This window comes from Polaribacter marinivivus, assembly GCF_042651285.1.
GTDB classification, from domain to species: Bacteria; Bacteroidota; Bacteroidia; order Flavobacteriales; family Flavobacteriaceae; genus Polaribacter; species Polaribacter marinivivus.
This window is the reverse complement of record NZ_JBHSCY010000001.1, coordinates 1333657-1353218: the sequence shown is the minus strand read 5'-3', so window position 1 is coordinate 1353218 and position 19562 is coordinate 1333657. Positions and strand designations below refer to the sequence as shown.

Here is a 19562-nt window from a genome sequence, read left to right as displayed (position 1 = left end):
TTTTAAAGAAAAAAAAATGAATAAATTTTTTAAATTCGGATTATTATCAGTTTTCGTAATAACTGGTTTTAGTTGTGGAGATGATTTCCTAGAAGATCCTGCTTTAGAGGGTTCTGCATCACTTACAAGTTCTCAATTAGAACAAGCTGCAGCAGTTGACCCAGGTGTTACAGGAGCATTAATGTCAGGTGTGTATTCACTTACATTTACAACTGGTACAGGTGGTACTGGTGGACACGATGACTTTGGTCATAAATCTTATGACGTATTTAGTGATATGTTATCTAGTGATATGGCTTTAAGTGTAAGTACTTATGGTTGGTATAGAGCTTCTATTACTGAAATGCAAGCACCTTTAGATTTTACTTTTGGTGATAACAGACAAGTATGGAGATACTACTACAGAATCGTAAGAGGTTGTAACGAAGTAATTGATGGATTAGGTGGTACAGATGCTGTTCCAGGTAATGCAGAAGGTAAATATATTATGGGACAAGCGAAAGCTTTAAGAGCTCATGCTTATTTCTATTTGACTCAATTCTATCAAAAAGAATATGATGCTACAGAAGAAATTTTACCTATCTATACAGATGCTATTACACCTAATGGACCAAAAGTAACTGCTGCTGAAATCTATGACTTAATGGAAAAAGATTTAACAGAAGCAATTGCTTACTTAGATGGATTTAACAGATCTAACAAAACTGAGATCAACAAATCTGTTGCTCAAGGTATTTATGCATATGTTTTAGGTGCTAGAGGTACAGATCCTTTAAAAGCTCATAATATGGCAGTAGCTGCTATTTCTGGTGGTTATACATTAATGAGTGGAACAGAAGTTACTGGTGGATTCAACAATGTGAATACTCCAGGATGGATGTGGGGTGTTGACTTAAACGATGAATTAGGTTTAGGCCTTGTATCATGGTGGGGTCAAATGGATTACTTTAGTTATAGTTACCCAGCATTTGGTGATGCTAAAGCTATAGATGATGGTTTATTTGCACAAATTCCTGCAAATGACGTAAGAAAGGCTCAATTTACAAATAGTCCAGGTTCTTATACTCACTTAATGCCATTAGATAAGTTTTATGATTCAGACAGAACTAGATATGGTACTTCAAGAATTGTTAAAGCAGATTACGTTTACATGAGAGTTGCAGAAATGCACTTATTAGCTGCTGAAATGGGAGCTAGAGCTGGAAACGATGCTGCTGCAAGAACTTACTTGAAAAACGTTGTTAGTCAAAGAGTTCCTGATGCTTCTTATATAGATGCTTTATCTGGAAATGCTTTATTAGATGAAATTTACTTACAAACTAGAATCGAACTTTGGGGAGAAGGTAAAAGTTACTTAGCTATGAAGCGTAACAGAGCTACAATTACAAGAGGTACAAATCACCTTTCTTTTGTTGGAGCTTCTATTCCTTACAATGATGAAAGATTAACTTTTGAAATTCCAGAAGGAGAGATTCAGTTTAATCCATTCATCTCAACACAAAATAATTAATAAAATTAAACAGTGAGAAAAGTCTATACTTTTCTCACTGTTCTAAAAAGATAATTTAATATGAAAAAATTAAAATTTTACTTTGCAGCTTTATCAGCTTTAGTAATGCTAAGTGCATGTGAAACTGCAGATTTAGAGCCTCAAGGTACATCATATGCTTCTTTAGAAGCTTTTGAAAAACCAATGGAAGTTCCTCCAGGAGGTACTTTAAACAGAGAAGTTAAAGTATATGCAACAAATACTACGTCTACAGACAGAGTATTAAATTTAGTTACAAGTAATGTAACTTTAGATGCTGCTGCTTATACTATTCCTGCTTCTGTAACCATTCCTGCTGGTTCTACTGAAGGTAGTTTTACAATTGCTGTAAGTGATATTAATTTAGATGCAGCTTTAGATAAAGGAATTACTGTTAATTTAGAAGCTACTCCAGAAGTTGCTACAGGTGAGTCATTTAGATTAAATGTATCTAGAGCTTGTCCAACAGGAGAGCAAAAAGTAAGAGTTGCTATTACATTAGACAGATATCCAGAAGAAGTATTCTGGAGAATTAGAGATGCTAATGGAGCTACTGTACTTTCTAATGGAACTACTACTGGTGGTGGTGGTTTACCTGCTCCTTGGGGAGGTTATGCTGGATTAGCTAGAAATAGTACGCAAAATGCTGCAGGTTGTTTAGCTCCTGGAAGTTATACTTTCCAGATTTATGATGCTTACCAAGATGGTGCTGGTGCTTGTTTAGTAACATTACCAGGTAACATTACTGTTTATTCAACAAATGGTGCATATGGTGCTGGAGCTTCAGTTCCTTTTACAGTTAATTAATTATTTGTAAATAATAAATTCATAAAAAAGCGTAATTTTTTAATTACGCTTTTTTTTACATTATGGAAAAATCACAAAATATATTTGGAATTAGAGCAATAATTGAAGCAATAGAGAGTGATGCTTCTATTAATAAAATTTATTTACAAAAAGGTTTACGAGGTAATTTATATTACGAACTAGATAAACTAATAAAGTCAAATAAAATTGCAACAAGTACAGTTCCTGTAGAGAAATTAGATAGGTTATCTAAAAACAATAATCATCAAGGTGCAGTTGCACAAATTTCTCCAATAAAATTTTATGATTTAGAAGTACTTCTTGAAACCATTAATAAAAAAGAAAAGACTCCTTTACTTTTAATTTTAGACCAACTATCTGATGTAAGAAACTTTGGTGCTATTATAAGAACTGCAGAATGTACTGGAGTAGATGCAATCATTATTCAAAAAAATGGGAGTGCACCAGTTAATGCTGAGACCATTAAAACATCAGCTGGAGCCGCTTTTAAAATTCCTATTTGTAAAGTAGATCATATTAAAGATGCTTTATTTTTATTGCAGGCATATGATATAAAAACAGTTGCAGCTACAGAAAAAACAGATACTTCTGTTTATGATTTTAATTATAACCAACCTCTAGCAATTATTATGGGTTCTGAAGCAAAAGGGATAAATCCATCAGTATTAAAAATGGTTGATTATAAAGCAAAATTACCATTACTAGGTGAAATAGAATCTTTAAACGTATCTGTTGCTTGTGGTGTATTTTTATATGAGGCAATAAGACAAAGAAAATAAGATTACCAACACTACTCTACTTTTATTTCCTCTTTTTTCTTTGGTAAAAAATTACCATCTTCATCAAACATATCATCAAACTCTGTTCTTGAGAATTGGTACTCCTCTATTGTTATTCCTTTATTTCTATATAATAAAGAAAAAAATACTCCTACCATAAATCCAGATAAATGGCCTTCCCAAGAAATACCTTCTTTTATTGGTAAAACATACCAAATCATACTGCCATATAAAAAAATAATGATAAAAGATAAAGCTACTAATCTATAATGCTTTCGAATAATTCCACTAAAAAACACAAAACTAAATAACATATAAACTACTCCACTTGCTCCTATATGATAAGATTCTCTTGCAAAACACCATGTTAATAATCCTGTAATAATAGTTCCAAAAAATAAAACTTTATATGCAATATCTCTATAGAAATATAAAATACTACTTATAAGCACAAATAAGGGCACAGAATTATTAAAAAGATGATTTGTGTTGCTATGTATAAAATGTGTTAAAAAAATCCCTTTAAAACCTTTAAAAGTTCTTGGATAAATACCAAATTTATTAAAATTGAATCCAAATTGTATTTCTACCCAATAAATAAACCATATAGAAAAAACAATAATTGCAGGAATTACAAAAACTTCTCTATTAAATTTTAACTCATTATCCATGGTATAATAATAACAAAAATTAACCCAAAATAAAATAAAACAAAATCTGTCAGAAATCTTTTCTATTTTTACTTTATGAATGCACCTTTGGCAGAAAGAATTAGACCTAAAAAATTAGAAGACTACATTAGTCAGCAACATTTGGTTGGCAAAAAAGGAGTTTTAACTAATTTAATTAAACAAGGTATAATTCCTTCTTTAATACTTTGGGGTCCTCCAGGAATTGGTAAAACTACCTTGGCAAATATTATAGCAACAGAATCTAAAAGACCTTTTTATACTTTAAGTGCTATAAGTTCGGGAGTAAAAGATGTTAGAGATGTTATTGAAAAAGCTAAAAAAAGTGGTGGCCTTTTTACTTCTAAAAATCCTATTCTATTTATAGATGAAATTCATAGATTTAGTAAATCTCAACAAGACTCTTTACTTGGTGCTGTAGAAAAAGGATGGGTAACTTTATTAGGTGCCACAACTGAAAACCCAAGTTTTGAAGTGATACCTGCCCTACTTTCTAGATGTCAAGTTTACATTTTAAATTCTTTTGACAAAAATGATTTTAAACAACTTTTAGAAAGGGCAATGAAAGAAGATGAGATATTGTCTTCTAAAAAAATTACTTTAAAAGAAATTGATGCATTATTGCAAGTCTCTAGTGGAGATGCAAGAAAATTGCTAAATATTTTTGAACTTTTAGTTGCGTCTGAAGATGAAATAGAAATTACAAATAAACTTGTTTTAGAAAAAATTCAGAAAAATACAACTAGGTATGACAAAACTGGTGAGCAACATTATGATATAATATCTGCATTTATAAAATCAATTCGTGGTAGTGATCCAAATGCAGCAGTGTATTGGTTAGCAAGAATGATAGAAGCTGGAGAAGATGTAAAATTTATAGCTAGAAGGTTATTAATAGCAGCTTCAGAAGATATTGGTAATGCAAACCCAACTGCTTTAATTCTTGCAAATAATACTTTTCAAGCAGTTTCTGTTATTGGTAATCCTGAATCTAGAATTCTACTAAGTCAATGTGCTGTATATTTAGCAAACTCACCAAAAAGTAATGCCTCTTATTTGGCAATAAAAGATGCTCAAAGTATCGTGCAAAAAACAGGTGATTTATCTATACCTCTCCATTTAAGAAATGCACCCACTAAATTAATGAAAGATCTAGATTATGGAAAAAATTACAAGTATGCCCATGACTATGCTAATAACTTTATAGATCAAGAGTATTTACCTGATGAAATATCTGGCACTAAAATTTACAAACCAGGCAATAATTCTAGAGAAAACCAATTTAAAGAAGTACTAAAAAATAGATGGAAAAATAAGTATGGGTATTAAAATTTAATTTGATATTTTTCTTGAACTATTTTATCAGCTTTATAGTATTCTGCTATCCAAAATAATCCACTTTTAAAGATTATTCCATTTTTACTTTTTAGAATATATGTATTTTCTTTCGAGGTTTTTAATAAAGTAAACACCAACTCTGGTTTTAAATTAACTAATTGAAATCCATTATCTGTCTTTTGTGCATATAATAATGGAAAACCATCTGACTTTACAATTGGATTTGTTGGTATTATCTTTTTTGTAGGGTTTTCTGGCTTAATATCAATTTTTGTAGCGTCTTTTTTAGTAACGCTTTCCTTTATTACTTTATCTTCTACAACCTCTTTTTTTGGCACATAACTATACCTTAAACCAGTCATTGTTTCAAAAGCTTGTCTTATTGCTTCTTGATATCCTCTTTTGTAATCTTTTATTTTAGTTTTACCAACTTTTGAAATATAAACAGTTTTACCAAAACAATCTTTTAACTCAATAACACTCTTTATAGTTAACATGTTAGATTTATCTAAAACATTAGCAGTAAGTGCTAAACATCTATTTTCTATAACTTCAGAGGGTAATGTTTCATTTTCTATAAAAACCTTAAATCCTTTTTTTTGTAATAAAAACTTAGTAATAGAACTTGTTTGATATTGATCATTCTCTTTAAGAAAGTCAAACTTTTCTGGAACAATAATATACTTATAGCTACTTAAATCTACTTCTTGTGAAAAATGGATTCCACAGCACATTAAGAATAAAAGTAAGAATGTCTTTTGTATCATTTTAATTAAATATAAGATTAAAACCTAATTGGAAAGAAATACTATTTGCAGATGACAAATTACTAAATTCTAAGATATTATCTACCAATGCATAAAAATTAAGTTTGCTTACTTGAGTAGAAAAACCAAAACCAATATTTGCATAAGAAAAATCATCAATGGTATATGTAATTTTAGTTCTTGTTTTTTTTGATATCGCTTTTTCGTAAAAAGCAGTTAATGCCAGTTGTGGACTTAAAGGTCTAAAAACATTAAATAATTGAACACCTAATGCATCTGTATAGTAGTCTTTATAAACATCATCATAACATAATAATCGTCTTTGTTCCCCAAAACTATATTTTAAAGCTGCATTTAATTTAACTGGCCTAAATGATGTATATGCAACTTGATCTTCTGTATTTGGTAATTGATCTTTAAAAGCTTGATCTATTTGTGCCCAATAATCTATATTACTATTTGCATCATACTCAAAATCTACACCTTCAAATATATGATCTCCACGAATTCTTGTATTTTTTACATTGTTTTTATAAGTAATAAATCCAATATCTAAAAGACTTGCAGAAAATTGTAATTGATCAGAAATTTTATAGTTTAACCCAAAATCAAAACCCAATCCTACATTAGCATTACTACCAAAAAAAGTATTTTTTACAATTGATGAAGCATCATCTATATATTCATTATTCTCTATTAATCCAGAGGTTAATAAGTTTACATTTACATTACTAAAAACGTGTCTATATATACTACTTTGTCCATTTACTGTGGTAAAAGTACCTGTGTTATTATTCGATTGTAAATTTATTGAAGACGAATAGATTTTTAATCTACCTCCTACTGAAAGCTTATCATTAATTTTTTTTGAAATACCAGCATGTAATACCCCCAAATAATCAAATTTATACCTTATGTGAGAAGCACTAAATGGTCTATTAAGATTTGTTGCATTACCTTCATTAAAGAACACTAGTAAATCTCTAGGAAAATATCCAATTGCATCTATTTCTTGATAAAACCCAAAATTGATGTAATAATTATCTCTTAAACGAAATCCTGCATTTATAATTTCTATTTGTGTATTTATAGCTACAAAGTCTCTTGAGGATATAGAATTTATTACAGAAGATATCTTATCATTTATATTTCTACCATCGTTTGCAAAAATATCTGTAAGTGTAAAATTTTTAGAACCTATATGTGAAGAAATACCAGACAATAAAGGTAAACCTGTATGAAATTTATAATTTGGTTCTATTGCTGGGTTTAAAAGAAGCGTTTGAGGTAAATCTGCAAAATCATACAATACTTGTTTATTTTGTGAACTCATTTTAATTGTAATGAGTAGTATTATAAAAAAGATGATTTTTTTCATTTTTAGAGCTTAGTTTGTATGTAAGCTGTAACAGAAGATTTAAACTCAAATTCTTCTGTACTATTAGGATTCATCTGAGTTCCTGTATTTTCTAAAGATGCTTCAATTTTTACTTTTGTTACATTTACTATATCTGGATTTTGAGAAATTTCTATTTCTTCTAAATACGTGAAATTTAATTCACCAGATCTTACATTAATTGTAGAAAAAGTATAAATTTCTCTATCATTATCATCTAAAAAATCAATATTGATAGTTACATCTCTATCAAATTCATTTTTTATTTCTGCATAAAAATCAAGCTGAACAACATTATCTTTAACAATGTTAGTTTCAAAAATCTCAAACCTGGTTTCATCAACTATACTGTTTTCTTGAACTCCTTGACTATTAAAAAATTGTCCAGGAACTAAAGTAAAAGAAGTTAAAGAAGAAGTAAAAATTGGCTCATAGACATAATTGTCTAGTTGATCAAAATCTAGTTTTTCATAACAAGAGGTTAAAGAAAAGCATAAAACAAAAAGGAAAATAAGTTTTGAAAATTTCATATAATGATTAAAACGAACTTTATCTTACAGATATTGTTTAATTTCTATTAGCGATTTTATACTATTAAAATCTTTAGTTTGTATCATTTCGTTTTCAAAATTACAGTGTAACACTTCCATACCTATATTTAAAGCTCCTTTAATGTCTGCTTCTATACTATCTCCAATCATAATTGAAGAATTTGCAGTTGCATTCGCTAATTTTAATGCATGATGAAAAACTTTAGGATTCGGTTTTTTAACACCTACAGATTCAGATGTAATTACATTTTCGAAGTAATTTAAAATATTTGAAGATTTCATTTTTTTGGTCTGAATTTCTTCAAAACCATTAGTAATTATATGTAGTCTATATTTTTCTTTTAAATAATCTAAAATATCGAAAGTATAATTAAACAAATGGTTAAAGTGAGGTAAATAGTCTATATAATATATAGCTATTTTATTTATAAGCTTGTCTGAAACCGAAAAATTAATTTTATCAAATGCGGTTTTAAGTCTTTGATATCTTAAATCTTCTTTAGATATTTTTTCTTCTCTATAAAGCCTCCAAAATTCTCTATTTAAAGGTTTATAAACGTAAAGAAAAGAGTCTATATCTATAGTTATATTTTGTTCTGTAAAAATCTTTTGGAAAGCTAAATCAGAATTTTTTTCAAAATCCCAAAGGGTATGATCTAAATCGAAAAATACGTGTTCTATTTTCATGGCTTTAAAAGTAACTATTATTAGATAAAAATTCCATTAATTAGTTGTTATATTTGTTTTAATTAAATCTTTTTTTTTGCAAAAAAAATTATCAGTATTATTTTTATGTGGATGGTATCCTTCTAGAGTTTTACCAACAAATGGCGATTTTATTGAAAGACATGCAAAAGCTGTTGCTAAGCTTAACAATGTGTCTGTTATACACATTGTTACAGATGAAAAGTTGGCAGGAAAAGAAGAAATAATAGTTTCTAAAGAAGAAAATTTAATTACTTACTTAGCTTATGTTAATCTTCAAAAAAATGTTTTTTTAAAAGCATTAACCTTCTTTAAGATTTTTAAAAAAATATATTCAAAAATAGATTCAATAGATGTTGTTCATTTAAACGAAATTTATCCTTTTGGTATATTTAGTTTATATTTAAAAAAGAGGTTTAATAAACCATACATTATTTCAGAACATTGGACAGTTTATCACCAACCACAAGCTAAAAACATTTCTTTTTTTCAGAATAAAATATCTAATTTAATAACCAAAAGTGCTGAATTTGTTTGCCCTGTTTCAAATGATTTAGCAGATTCTTTAAAAAAGATTCCATTAAAGGGTAATTATACAAAAGTCCCTAATGTTGTAAATACAGATCTATTTTTTCCATTAGAAAAAAAAGAAGAGAGATTTACGATTATTCATATATCAAATATGATTAACGAACACAAAAATGTAGAAGGCATTTTACATGTAATTTCAAAACTACAATCAGAATCTATAGATTTTTGTCTGAAGTTAATTGGAGATAATTCTATTAAATATATTGATTTTGCAAAAAGATTAGGAATAGATTCTAAAAATATAGAATTCATAAATCAGATTCCACATAAAGAAATAGCAACTCATTTACAAAAAGCAGATGTATTTGTACTTTTTAGTAATTACGAAAATTTACCTTGTGTTATTTTAGAAGCGTTTTCTTGTGGTGTACCTGTAATCTCTACTAATGTAGGAGGAATAAAAGAATATTTTCCAGAAAATTTTGGAACTTTAATATCAAAAAATAATGAAGAATTATTGTTAAAAGAGATTCTGAACATTTATTACAAAAAACATAAAATTGCAGATAAAAGAATAATGCATCAATATGTAAAAAATAATTTTAGTGAATTAGTAATTGCTAATAGTTTTAATAATTTATATCAAAAAGCAGTAAAAAATATAGCTAAGTGAATATAATTATTCAATACATAAAAAATTTTCTAAATAGATCTGGAAGCTATGTTTTTTTAGCAACTATATTAGGTAGAGTGCTATCTTTTATCGCTTCTTGGATTGCGCTAAAATTTATAGAAAATGATGCTTTAGGTGTTGTTTTGTTTGCTTATAATATTATATTATTTGTAATTCCTATAAGTGGTTTTGGGTTACATCAAAGTTTAATAAGATATGGAGCATTGGCTAAATCTTCTGAAGATAAAGATTCTATTTTAGCCTATGTTTTTAAAAAAGGTATAGTAGCTTGTTTGGTTTTAATTACCATAGTTATTAGCATAAGTTTATTTATAAATTTTAAATTTGAAAACACTCTTTTTTATGTTGTTTTGCTCTCTTTTACAATTATTCCAAGTTATTTATTAGAGATTATTAGAGCGCAATTTAGATTACAACATAATAATAAATCTTTTGCCTTTACAGAAGGAGTACAAAGTATTATTTTGTTATTAAGTGTCTTAGTATTAAGTTATTTATACAAAGAATTAGGGTATGCTATTGCTTTATTATTAACACCTTTACTCACTTCTATAATTTTCTTTAAATCATTAAACATTAATAATTTAATTTATAAAAAAACTAAAGTAATTAATTTTCAATTTTGGAAATATGGTTTTTTTGCTAGTCTATCTAATGTAGTAACTCAACTTTTGTTTGTTATTGATATTTTATTAATTGGTTTTATATTATCAAATACAGAAATGGTTACCAATTACAGGTATGTCTCTATAATTCCTTTTAGCTTGTTATTTTTACCAAGAGTATTTATTGCTACTGATTTTGTTGCTTTTACTGAGAAAATTTATGACGCTCGATATATTTTTAAATACATTAAAAGTTATGTTCTTTTTTTTACTGTAGTAAGCATATTAGTACTACTATTTTCCTGGTTATTTTCTTTTCAAATATTAGGCTTATTAGATAAAGAATTTACTCAATTTTCTGACACTTTTATAATTCTAATGATTGGTATTTGCGGAATTTTTATTTTAAGAGGATTGTTTGGTAATCTTTTATCTTCTATAGGTAAAGCACATTTAAATTACTACATAGCAACTTTAGCTTTAGTTATAAATATTTGTGCTAATTTTTATTTAATACCTAAATATGGTATTAAAGGTACAGCAATAACTTCTGCCATATTAATGTGGTTTACTGGCTTATTATCTTATTTACTATTTATAAAATTATATAAAAAGCTACTTCTTAAAAAGGGTTAATAATTTTGCAAGATTATTACTTTTAAATTGATAATAATTATCTGTTTTAGCCCCAAAACTTAAAAAATAATTTGCGATTGATTTTATTGAGGAACCACCAAAATTAAAGGTTTTAAACTCCTTATGGTATTTAAAAATAGCGCTGTCAATTAAAAAAGTATTTGCTCCATTTTTTCTATTATTAAAATCGGTAGATGAAACTAAAATTGTAACTGTTTCTTTATATTTTATTAAAAAAGCTGAGGCTACTAAAGTTTCATATGGGTTATAAATTGAAAGCATCTCTCCTACTCCATTTTTAATACATTCTTGTATAATTCTTAATAAAATATCATAATCCTTTTTACCAATTTTTGGTGTACGTAAACCTACATTTTCTTTAAATAGTTCAATCAAATTTTCAGGACGATCATGCCATTTTTCTTTTAATAAATATTCTTTGGCTCTTCTTAAATCTTTTTTTCTATCTTTTCTGTAATTATCTACTATAGCTTCGTAGTTTTCTTGAAGTTGAAGCTTTTGTAAAGTTCTCTTTTTTAAATTTAACGGATTTTCAACAACACTGTCTGTATTTAAAAAACTCTCTATATATTTAAAATACAACTTTGCTTCTTGTAAAAATTCATCAACTTTTACATTGGTATTTATAGAAAAGATACCTAATTCTAAAATCCAAAAAGGAGGATACACATATTTAATTCCTAATTTTTTTCGCCAAGGAATTGGCATAACAGCCTCGTAATCATTTAAGATTAAAATGTCCCAATTTTTACAAGCTATATCTAAATACCAAGAAAAGGCATACACTCTAGATTGTAAAGATTTTTTAATACAATTATTGTATTTAATTTCGTCTAACTGATGTCTTTTGATTAATCTAATCATGTATTAAGCTGTAGCTATTTTTAACATAGATTCATACAAACGTTTCCAACCTTTCCAACGCAAATAGTCACTTAAACTTTCGTTATGGAATAATGTTATAAAAGTTCCGTTTACAGCTTTTATTTCGTTTCTTAAGTCTCTTATTTTTCCTAAAGATTGTTTAGGTGTAAGCTTTAAATAATCGTTTAATGTAGTGTCCATTAAAGCAAAAGGAAAAACTTTTAAAGGAGTTTGTATTTCAAAATCTAAATCATAAAAATAAAAAGGAGTACATGTACTTGCTCTAAAACCTACATTACTTGCATAACCCATAGAATACTCTTCATCAATTTCTAAATCTATTAATTGTTGATAGGTTTCTGGTAGATTAAATCTTAAATAATGCTGTCTAGATTTTTTTATAGTTGTATTAGTAATGTTTTCTAACCGTCCTTTTTCCTTTTTTAGCATACTTGCATTATTCATTGTAAAATAGGATGGATGTAAACCAACTAATGCATAATCTTGAACATTCTTAATAAGTAATTTGTATTTGTTTTTTGATGCTGAAACATTTGTATCAAACGTTGTATAATCTCCAATAGAAAAAAAGAAAATAGTTTTAATATTAAACTCTTTCTTAAAACTTAATAACTCATTAAATGTATTAAAAGGATCTTTTTTAAGATTTAAATTAACAGCTGTTCTATTCCAAACATCTCTTAATTTAAAACGAAAGACATCCATAAAAAACCCTCCAAATCCTCTGATAAAACTCTTATGTTTATATGCATAAGCATTATCTATATCTATTGTAGAAATATAATTATACTTTCTAGTTTTATAGGTATAATCTGGAAACCTCTCTTTTAAAAGTGATAGAAATTTATAGCTCCAAATATCTATAACTGGTTTCTCTAAAAATTTGTATTTAAATGCTAAACTTTGTTCTGCTGTAAAACGTCCATGAGTGTCTTTAACATGAGGCAAATATTCTTCATATCTAGTTATTAAATAAAAACTTGCTGCAAAAATATCAAAAGGTAAGCTCGAGTTTATATTGGTTGCAAAGAAACAGGGTACATCATCCCATTTTTGAACATTTATTTCTAAATCATTTACACCTTGTTCAAATAACAAATCATTAGATTTTATAAAAAATTCACTTCCTAAAGCTGTTTTTGTATAAGATAACTTTAACCCATTGTGAGCCACAAAATCTTCTACTTTAGAAGTAAACGAAACAGGAATTAACAATGTTCTTGTTAAAATATGTTTAAAAATATAACGAATTCTTGGTGTAATTCTGTGTGAATAAACTAATAACATTTTTCGTATTCAGTTTCTATTTTGCAGTTTTTAAAATAGATTTAATTTATAAAATACCTTCGTCTGCAAAGCTAAAATACGCTTTTTCAGTTATAATTAAATGGTCTAATAGTTTTATATCTAAAGTAATGCCAGCTTCTTTAATTTTTTGAGTAATTTGTTTATCTGCATTGCTTGGTGTTAGTTTTTCTGAAGGATGATTATGACAAACTAATATACCCACAGCTCCTAATTCTAAAGCTTTTTTAAATAACAACCTAACATCTACAATAGTAGCTGTTAAACCTCCTTTACTTATTTGTTCTTTAGCTAAAACTTTATTAGAGTTATTTAAAAAAACCACCCAAAATTCTTCGTGTTGTAAATCGCCAATTATTGGTTGCATTATATCAAAGGCATCTTTACTACTTGTTATTTTTGGCTTTTGTGTAGAGACTTCAAATTGTCTTCGTTTACCTAATTCTAAAGCAGTAATTATTGATATTGCTTTAGCTTCACCAATTCCTTTAAAACTAGTTAAACCGTCTATAGATAATTTAGCTAGTTTGTTAATATTACCATTAACAGAGTTTAAAATACGCTTACTTAAATCTACTGCACTTTCTTCTTTATTACCTGATCCAATTAATATGGCAATTAGCTCAGCATCAGACAAAACACTTTTACCTTTAGCAACTAATTTTTCACGAGGTCTATCATCTAAAGCCCAAGATTTTATGGTTAATTTTTTCATAAATGCAATTTTTATAAAAGTACAAAAAAAGAGAAAAGTGCGTTAATTTCTACTTTTTTTTATTAAAGCTGCTTAAGACTTTATATCTTTGTACTCTATTTCTATATCTTATATATGAAAATTATAATAGCAGGTGCTGGAGATGTTGGTTTTCACTTGGCTAAGCTACTTTCTTACGAATCACAAGATACATACATCATAGATTTTGATGGTGATAAATTAAACTACATCAACAATCATTTAGATGTGATTACCAAAAAAGGTGATGCCACTTCTATTCAATTATTAAAAGAAATTGGTATTTCTTCTGCAGACTTACTTATAGCTGTAACAGATAGCCAAAACACTAATTTTACAATTTCTGTTATTGGTAAATCTTTAGGAGCAAAAAAGACAATTGCAAGAATTGATAATCCTGAATTCTTAAATGAATGTGAAGTAGATTTTTCAAAATTTGGGCTAGATTTTATGATTTCTCCTCAAGAATTAGCTGCAAATGAAATAAAGATGCTTTTAAATCAATCTTCTTTTAATGATACTGTTGAGTTTGAAAGTGGATTGTTTAATGTAATGGGTACTACTTTAAATTACAAATCTCCTTTAGTAGATTTAACAGTAAAAGAAGCTAAGCAAAAGTTTTCTAAAGTAGATTTTATAACCATTGCTATTAAGAGAGAAAATGTTAGTCAAACTATAATTCCTAGAGGAGATACTGTTTATGAATTAGATGATCAGGTTTATTTTTCTGTGCCAAATTATAGTATGAAAGACCTCTACCCTATTATTGGTAGAAAGCAATTTAATATCAAAAACGTAATGATACTTGGTGGTAGTAGTATTGGAGAAAAAACTGCCAGAAATTTATGTCAAGATAACTTTAAAGTTAAACTAATTGAAAAAGATAGAGAAAAAGCAGAAACTTTAGCTGAAACTCTAAATAATACGTTAGTTATTAATGGTGATGGAAGAGATTTAGAATTATTAGAAGAAGAAAACATAAGAGAAACAGATGCTTTTATTGCAGTTACTGGTAACTCAGAAACTAATATTATGTCTTGTTTAGTAGCAAAATCTAAAGGAGTTAAAAAAACCATTGCTTTAGTAGAAAACATGGATTATATTGATATTTCTCAAACCATTGGAATACAATCTCTTATTAACAAGAAATTAATTGCTGCTAGTAATATTTTTAAACACATTAGAAAAGGAAAAATATTAGAATTAGCAAATCTTCATAATATAGATGCAGAAGTTTTTGAGTTTGAAGTAAAAGCCAAAGCTAAGGTTACAGAAAAACCTATTAAAGACTTACGTTTTCCTAGAGAAGCTGTTTTTGGTGGTGTTATTAGAGATGGAAAAGCTTTAATGTCTTTTGGTGATATGCAAATAAAAGATGGAGATAAAGTAATAGTATTTTGTTTACCAGAAGCCATATCTACAGTAGAGAAATTCTTTAATTAATGAACTCATTAAACATTAAAATAATATATCGTTTTTTAGGCATCACTGCTATTTTAAACGGTTTATTTATGTTTATCGCTTTTCCCTTTAGTTTTTTTAACGAAGAAAATGAAGCTTGGGGAATTTTAAATGCAGGTATAATTACCATTTTTATTGGTCTATTACTATATTTATTTAATAAACCTAAAAACACAAATATCCAAAAGAAAGAAGGGTATTTAATTGTAACCTTAGGATGGCTAACCCTCTCTATTACAGGTATGTTACCTTATTTATTATCAGGAGCAATACCAAGTATACCTGATGCTTTTTTTGAAACCATTTCTGGATATTCAACAACAGGTTCATCTATCTTAAAAGATATCGAAATAATGCCAAAAGGAATTCTCTTTTGGAGATCTGCTACACATTGGATTGGTGGTATGGGTATTATTGTTTTAACCATAGCCATTTTACCATTATTAGGTATTGGTGGTATGCAGTTATTTATGGCAGAGGCTCCTGGTCCATCAGCAGATAAATTACACCCTAGAATTACTGATACAGCTAAACGTTTGTATTTAATTTATGTGGTATTAACTTTTGCTGAATTCTTTCTATTAAAAGTTGCTGGTATGACATGGTTTGATGCTTTAAATCATGCTATGGCTACAGTTAGCACTGGTGGATTTTCTACCAAAAATGCAAGTATAGCTCACTATAACCACTTACCTTTTGTACAATATATCATTACTTTTTTTATGTTGGTAGCAGGTACAAATTTTGTACTTACCTACTTTGCATTAAAAGGTAAAATTCAAAAAGTTTTTCAAAGTGAAGAGTTTAGGTATTATTTATTTGGGATTATTGGAGTCTCTTCTTTAATTATCATTTTAATATATCATTTTCAAGACCCAAGTTTAGAAACCTCTATCAATCATCCAAAAGTTTTTGGTGATTTAGAATACGCTATAAGACACTCATTATTTATGGTTACTTCTGTGGTTACCACAACAGGTTTTGTTTCAGCAGATTTTACCATGTGGAATTTCTTTGCAACAGGAATTTTCTTTGCCTTGTTTTTTACAGGAGGTTCTGCAGGTTCTACAAGTGGAGGAGTAAAAGTTGTAAGGCATATTGTAATGCTTAAAAATAGCTTTTTAGAATTTAAAAAAGCGTTACACCCAAATGCGATTATTCCTGTAAGATATGATGGGAAATCTGTAAGCCAAACTATAGTATTTAACATATTGTCTTTCTTTATTATATACATGTTTATCTTTATTATGGCTTCTGTAACTTTAAATTTATTAGGGTTAGATTTTGTTTCTGCACTAGGTGCAGCAGCCTCTTCTTTAGGTAATATTGGGCCAGCCATTGGTTCTGTAAGCCCAGTAGATAATTTTGCACATTTGTCTACATCTGCAAAATGGTTTTGTTCTTTTTTAATGTTAATTGGGCGTTTAGAACTCTTTACTGTGCTTATTTTATTTACACCTTTCTTCTGGAGAAAGAATTAAGCTTTAAATTTTTATTAATTAATTGATATTCTTTTTAAGAAATCATTAATAATTAAATAAATTCAGATAAATTCTACAATGTTTTCAATAATTTGTTTTAGTTTTATGTAAATTAAATTCATAAATAAATTTACTATGAAACAAAAAAACTTTTTAAAAGTACTAATTATTTGTCTTTTAAGTATTTCTTCTTTTGCACAATCTACTGGAGACATTGCTTTTGTTGGCTTTAATGCTGGAGGAGATAGTGATTTTGCAATTGTAGCTTTAGCTGATATCTCTGCAAGTACAACTATATATTTCACTGATGATGAAACAACTGGTGTAGGTACACCCAGTGCTCTAGCTGGTAGTGAAGGTGTTATTACCTGGAATTCAGGTAGTAATATTATAAAAGCAGGTACTATAGTTATTTTTACGGATGTTGACAGTGGTTCAAACGCTTCTTTCGGTTCTTCTTTTGGATCAATAACTAGAAGTGGTAGTTTTAATATTTCAGGAAGTAAGGATGGTATTATTGCTTTTATTGGTTCAGATTCTAGTACACCAACCACTTATATTGCTGCTATTCAAATTGGTAATAATAGTGCTGTACTTGGTCCATTTGATGGAGATGGAATTACACTTACAAACACTGGGTTAGTAATTGGTTCTTCAATTATTGTTGCTGATAACAGTGCTTCTCCAAATGGTGGATATTTTAATGGTTCAAGAAGTAATCAAACATCTTACTCAGCATATTATTCAGAATTAGAAACAAATGGTAATTGGACTACATCTAGTTCTGATGGTGAGTCTCTTCTTCCTTTTTCTCAAGAAGCCTTTACCATAAATACAACAAACTGGACAGGTACTACAAGTAGTGTATGGAATTTAGCAGGAAACTGGGATAATGGAATACCAACCACTTCTTCTTTAGTAACAATCCCAAATGTTACAAATGCTCCAGTAATTAGCTCAGGTACAGAAGCTTTAGCTGGTAATCTAACATTACAAACTGGTGAAACATTAACCATAAATAGTGGAAATGCTTTAACAGTTAATGGAAATTTAACTATAACTGATAATGATAGTTTTATTTTAAATAGTGGTAGTTCATTAATTGTACATGGAACTTCTACTGGTGATCTAAAATATATTAGAAGTATAGCAACAACAGATAAATGGTATTTAGTTTCTAGCCCAGTTGTTGGTGAAAATTCTACAGATTTTCTTAACAACGCAGGAGATGGATTTGGATTTATTCCACAAGGTGGTGTTGGAGGAACACAATTTGCAATTGGAACTTATAGTGATGGATGGACATATAATTCTGCTAATTTCACCTCAGGTCTTGGTTTTACCGTTAAAACGAGTAAGGCTGGTGATTTAGTTTTTACTGGTCAAATGCCAACTTCTGATTATGCTCCTAGCACTTTTGATACGACAGAAAATTACTGGGTATATGGCAACCCATACCCTTCTTTTATTCCTGCCAACAAAAATGCTGATGCAAACAATAATATTTTAACTGTTAATTCTGCAACAGGACAAGATGAATTAGCAGAAGCAACTATTTGGTTTTGGGATCAATCTCAAACAAAATACATAACAGTAAATCAAAGTTCACCTGCTCGTTATATATCTCCTACTCAAGGTTTTTTCTTAAAAACTAAAGGTGGTTTTGGTGATACGAAGATTGACTTTAAAGAAAGTATGCAAAGTCATCAATCTACTGAAGTATTTAATAAAAGTAGTCGTCCAGAAATTAAAGTATTTATAACAAATAGTAGTAATTCAGATAATACTGAACTTTATTATATAAATGGCACTTCTACTGGATTTGATAATGGTTATGACAGTTCAATTTTTGGTGGTGGAGATAATAGTTTCATTATATATTCTGGGTTAGTAACAAATAGTCAAGGAGAAAAACTTGCTATTCAATCATTACCAGATTCAGATTATGAAAATATGGTAATACCAATTGGTATTAATGCAGACTCAGGTTTAAACATTGAATTTACTATTGAAGCTTTAAACTTACCTAATGGTATTAATGTATATTTAGAAGATAGATTAAAAGACACTTATACAAGACTAGACGAAACAAATAGTAATTACAGTATTACCTTAACTGAAAAAACAAATGGATTTGGTCGTTTTTATTTGCATACAAAATCTAGTAGTGCTTTAAGTACAAATGATATTACTTTAGAAGGTACTAATATCTATCAATTAGATAAAAACTCATTAAGAGTTTCAGGTATTAACAGTAATAATGCTTCAATTAAAATCTATTCTATTTTAGGGAAAAAAGTTTTAGACCATTCTTTTTCTTCAAAAGGTAATTCAGATATTTCTTTGCCTAATTTAAATACAGGAGTTTATATTGTTCAAGTAGCTACTGAAAAAGGGAAAATTAATAAGAAAATTGTATTAAAATAATTAATAGCTTAAAATTAATAACATGAAAAACCATAAAAAAACGGAAGAAATTACACGTAAAGAAGCTATTAAAAAAATAGGTAATTACGGAAAATATGCTGCATTAACTGCTTTAGGTACATATCTAATTTTAAATCCAAAAAAAGCTCAAGCAGCTAGCCCTTCAGCACCAGGAACAGGGTTTTAAATAATAAATTTATTT

18 protein-coding genes are annotated in these 19562 nt (G+C 28.1%); 10 read left to right on the top strand and 8 right to left on the bottom strand.

Going from position 1 to position 19562, the window contains the following annotated elements:
* Positions 1 to 16: 16 nt before the first annotated feature.
* The 3 genes from ACFOWD_RS06345 to rlmB all read left to right on the top strand — a co-directional run bounded on the left by ACFOWD_RS06345 (position 17) and on the right by rlmB (position 3135).
* Complete coding sequence (locus ACFOWD_RS06345) at positions 17 to 1510, top strand: RagB/SusD family nutrient uptake outer membrane protein (RefSeq protein WP_377409047.1); 1494 nt, start codon at positions 17 to 19, stop codon at positions 1508 to 1510.
* A gap of 60 nt (positions 1511 to 1570) precedes the next feature.
* On the top strand, positions 1571 to 2335 hold the full coding sequence (locus ACFOWD_RS06340) for a hypothetical protein (RefSeq protein WP_377409045.1): 765 nt from the start codon (positions 1571 to 1573) through the stop codon (positions 2333 to 2335).
* A gap of 62 nt (positions 2336 to 2397) precedes the next feature.
* Positions 2398 to 3135 carry a 23S rRNA (guanosine(2251)-2'-O)-methyltransferase RlmB gene (gene rlmB, locus ACFOWD_RS06335; protein ID WP_377409044.1) on the top strand — a complete coding sequence of 246 codons (738 nt, stop codon included), beginning with the start codon at positions 2398 to 2400 and terminating at the stop codon, positions 3133 to 3135.
* Positions 3136 to 3146: 11 nt separating this feature from the next.
* Here rlmB and ACFOWD_RS06330 read toward each other — a convergent pair whose 3' ends face one another.
* Positions 3147 to 3806, bottom strand: coding sequence for a rhomboid family intramembrane serine protease (locus ACFOWD_RS06330; protein ID WP_377409042.1), 660 nt, complete (start codon positions 3804 to 3806; stop codon positions 3147 to 3149).
* 75 nt (positions 3807 to 3881) lie between these two features.
* On the opposite strand from ACFOWD_RS06330, the gene ACFOWD_RS06325 reads away from it, so the two are divergent.
* Positions 3882 to 5153 (top strand): replication-associated recombination protein A, encoded by a 1272-nt coding sequence (locus ACFOWD_RS06325; protein ID WP_377409040.1) that lies wholly within the window; start codon positions 3882 to 3884, stop codon positions 5151 to 5153.
* Here the strand turns inward: ACFOWD_RS06325 and ACFOWD_RS06320 are convergent.
* The 4 genes from ACFOWD_RS06320 to ACFOWD_RS06305 are packed head-to-tail and all read right to left on the bottom strand — an operon-like array spanning position 5150 to position 8563.
* Complete coding sequence (locus ACFOWD_RS06320) at positions 5150 to 5929, bottom strand: hypothetical protein (protein WP_377409039.1); 780 nt, start codon at positions 5927 to 5929, stop codon at positions 5150 to 5152. The genes ACFOWD_RS06325 and ACFOWD_RS06320 overlap by 4 nt on opposite strands.
* Before the next feature lies 1 nt (position 5930).
* On the bottom strand, positions 5931 to 7307 hold the full coding sequence (locus ACFOWD_RS06315) for a DUF5723 family protein (RefSeq protein WP_377409037.1): 1377 nt from the start codon (positions 7305 to 7307) through the stop codon (positions 5931 to 5933).
* Positions 7308 to 7309: 2 nt separating this feature from the next.
* Positions 7310 to 7855, bottom strand: a complete 546-nt coding sequence (locus tag ACFOWD_RS06310; RefSeq protein WP_377409035.1) for a hypothetical protein — start codon at positions 7853 to 7855, stop codon at positions 7310 to 7312.
* A gap of 24 nt (positions 7856 to 7879) precedes the next feature.
* Positions 7880 to 8563, bottom strand: coding sequence for a YjjG family noncanonical pyrimidine nucleotidase (locus ACFOWD_RS06305; protein ID WP_377409033.1), 684 nt, complete (start codon positions 8561 to 8563; stop codon positions 7880 to 7882).
* Positions 8564 to 8639: 76 nt separating this feature from the next.
* On the opposite strand from ACFOWD_RS06305, the gene ACFOWD_RS06300 reads away from it, so the two are divergent.
* Positions 8640 to 9785 carry a glycosyltransferase family 4 protein gene (locus tag ACFOWD_RS06300; RefSeq protein WP_377409031.1) on the top strand — a complete coding sequence of 382 codons (1146 nt, stop codon included), beginning with the start codon at positions 8640 to 8642 and terminating at the stop codon, positions 9783 to 9785.
* Entirely contained in the window at positions 9782 to 11047 is a 1266-nt protein-coding gene (locus tag ACFOWD_RS06295) for an oligosaccharide flippase family protein (protein WP_377409030.1), read from the top strand. Before ACFOWD_RS06300 ends, ACFOWD_RS06295 begins: the two co-directional genes overlap by 4 nt.
* Here ACFOWD_RS06295 and ACFOWD_RS06290 read toward each other — a convergent pair.
* The 3 genes from ACFOWD_RS06290 to radC are packed head-to-tail and all read right to left on the bottom strand — an operon-like array spanning position 11027 to position 13973.
* A complete protein-coding gene (locus ACFOWD_RS06290; protein WP_377409028.1) occupies positions 11027 to 11932 on the bottom strand; it encodes a hypothetical protein in 906 nt (301 codons plus the stop codon). The genes ACFOWD_RS06295 and ACFOWD_RS06290 overlap by 21 nt on opposite strands.
* Positions 11933 to 11935: 3 nt before the next feature.
* On the bottom strand, positions 11936 to 13240 hold the full coding sequence (locus ACFOWD_RS06285; protein ID WP_377409026.1) for a polysaccharide deacetylase family protein: 1305 nt from the start codon (positions 13238 to 13240) through the stop codon (positions 11936 to 11938).
* Between the two features lie 46 nt (positions 13241 to 13286).
* Positions 13287 to 13973 (bottom strand): RadC family protein, encoded by a 687-nt coding sequence (radC, locus tag ACFOWD_RS06280; RefSeq protein ID WP_377409024.1) that lies wholly within the window; start codon positions 13971 to 13973, stop codon positions 13287 to 13289.
* 114 nt (positions 13974 to 14087) lie between these two features.
* Between radC and trkA the strand changes: the two genes are divergently transcribed.
* The 4 genes from trkA (at position 14088) to ACFOWD_RS06260 (ending at position 19547) form a co-directional block, all read left to right on the top strand.
* Positions 14088 to 15434, top strand: a complete 1347-nt coding sequence (gene trkA, locus ACFOWD_RS06275) for a Trk system potassium transporter TrkA (protein WP_298992036.1) — start codon at positions 14088 to 14090, stop codon at positions 15432 to 15434.
* Positions 15434 to 16933 (top strand): TrkH family potassium uptake protein, encoded by a 1500-nt coding sequence (locus ACFOWD_RS06270; RefSeq protein ID WP_377409022.1) that lies wholly within the window; start codon positions 15434 to 15436, stop codon positions 16931 to 16933. Before trkA ends, ACFOWD_RS06270 begins: the two co-directional genes overlap by 1 nt.
* Positions 16934 to 17068: 135 nt before the next feature.
* The gene (locus ACFOWD_RS06265) at positions 17069 to 19360 is read left to right on the top strand and encodes a T9SS type A sorting domain-containing protein (protein ID WP_377409020.1); all 2292 of its coding nucleotides are present in this window, start codon (positions 17069 to 17071) and stop codon (positions 19358 to 19360) included.
* A gap of 22 nt (positions 19361 to 19382) precedes the next feature.
* A complete protein-coding gene (locus ACFOWD_RS06260; RefSeq protein WP_298992027.1) occupies positions 19383 to 19547 on the top strand; it encodes a hypothetical protein in 165 nt (54 codons plus the stop codon).
* Positions 19548 to 19562 lie beyond the last annotated feature (15 nt).

Excerpts from the sequence above, each read along its gene's own strand:
- ACFOWD_RS06325 (WP_377409040.1), top strand. The coding sequence starts at position 3,882 with ATGAATGCACCTTTGGCAGAAAGAATTAGACCTAAAAAATTAGAAGAC.
- ACFOWD_RS06345 (WP_377409047.1), top strand. The coding sequence starts at position 17 with ATGAATAAATTTTTTAAATTCGGATTATTATCAGTTTTCGTAATAACT.
- ACFOWD_RS06270 (WP_377409022.1), top strand. The coding sequence starts at position 15,434 with ATGAACTCATTAAACATTAAAATAATATATCGTTTTTTAGGCATCACT.
- ACFOWD_RS06260 (WP_298992027.1), top strand. The coding sequence starts at position 19,383 with ATGAAAAACCATAAAAAAACGGAAGAAATTACACGTAAAGAAGCTATT.
- ACFOWD_RS06285 (WP_377409026.1), bottom strand. The coding sequence starts at position 13,240 with ATGTTATTAGTTTATTCACACAGAATTACACCAAGAATTCGTTATATT.
- ACFOWD_RS06320 (WP_377409039.1), bottom strand. The coding sequence starts at position 5,929 with ATGATACAAAAGACATTCTTACTTTTATTCTTAATGTGCTGTGGAATC.
- trkA (WP_298992036.1), top strand. The coding sequence starts at position 14,088 with ATGAAAATTATAATAGCAGGTGCTGGAGATGTTGGTTTTCACTTGGCT.
- ACFOWD_RS06290 (WP_377409028.1), bottom strand. The coding sequence starts at position 11,932 with ATGATTAGATTAATCAAAAGACATCAGTTAGACGAAATTAAATACAAT.
- ACFOWD_RS06265 (WP_377409020.1), top strand. The coding sequence starts at position 17,069 with ATGAAACAAAAAAACTTTTTAAAAGTACTAATTATTTGTCTTTTAAGT.
- ACFOWD_RS06315 (WP_377409037.1), bottom strand. The coding sequence starts at position 7,307 with ATGAAAAAAATCATCTTTTTTATAATACTACTCATTACAATTAAAATG.
- rlmB (WP_377409044.1), top strand. The coding sequence starts at position 2,398 with ATGGAAAAATCACAAAATATATTTGGAATTAGAGCAATAATTGAAGCA.
- ACFOWD_RS06340 (WP_377409045.1), top strand. The coding sequence starts at position 1,571 with ATGAAAAAATTAAAATTTTACTTTGCAGCTTTATCAGCTTTAGTAATG.
- ACFOWD_RS06330 (WP_377409042.1), bottom strand. The coding sequence starts at position 3,806 with ATGGATAATGAGTTAAAATTTAATAGAGAAGTTTTTGTAATTCCTGCA.
- radC (WP_377409024.1), bottom strand. The coding sequence starts at position 13,973 with ATGAAAAAATTAACCATAAAATCTTGGGCTTTAGATGATAGACCTCGT.
- ACFOWD_RS06310 (WP_377409035.1), bottom strand. The coding sequence starts at position 7,855 with ATGAAATTTTCAAAACTTATTTTCCTTTTTGTTTTATGCTTTTCTTTA.
- ACFOWD_RS06305 (WP_377409033.1), bottom strand. The coding sequence starts at position 8,563 with ATGAAAATAGAACACGTATTTTTCGATTTAGATCATACCCTTTGGGAT.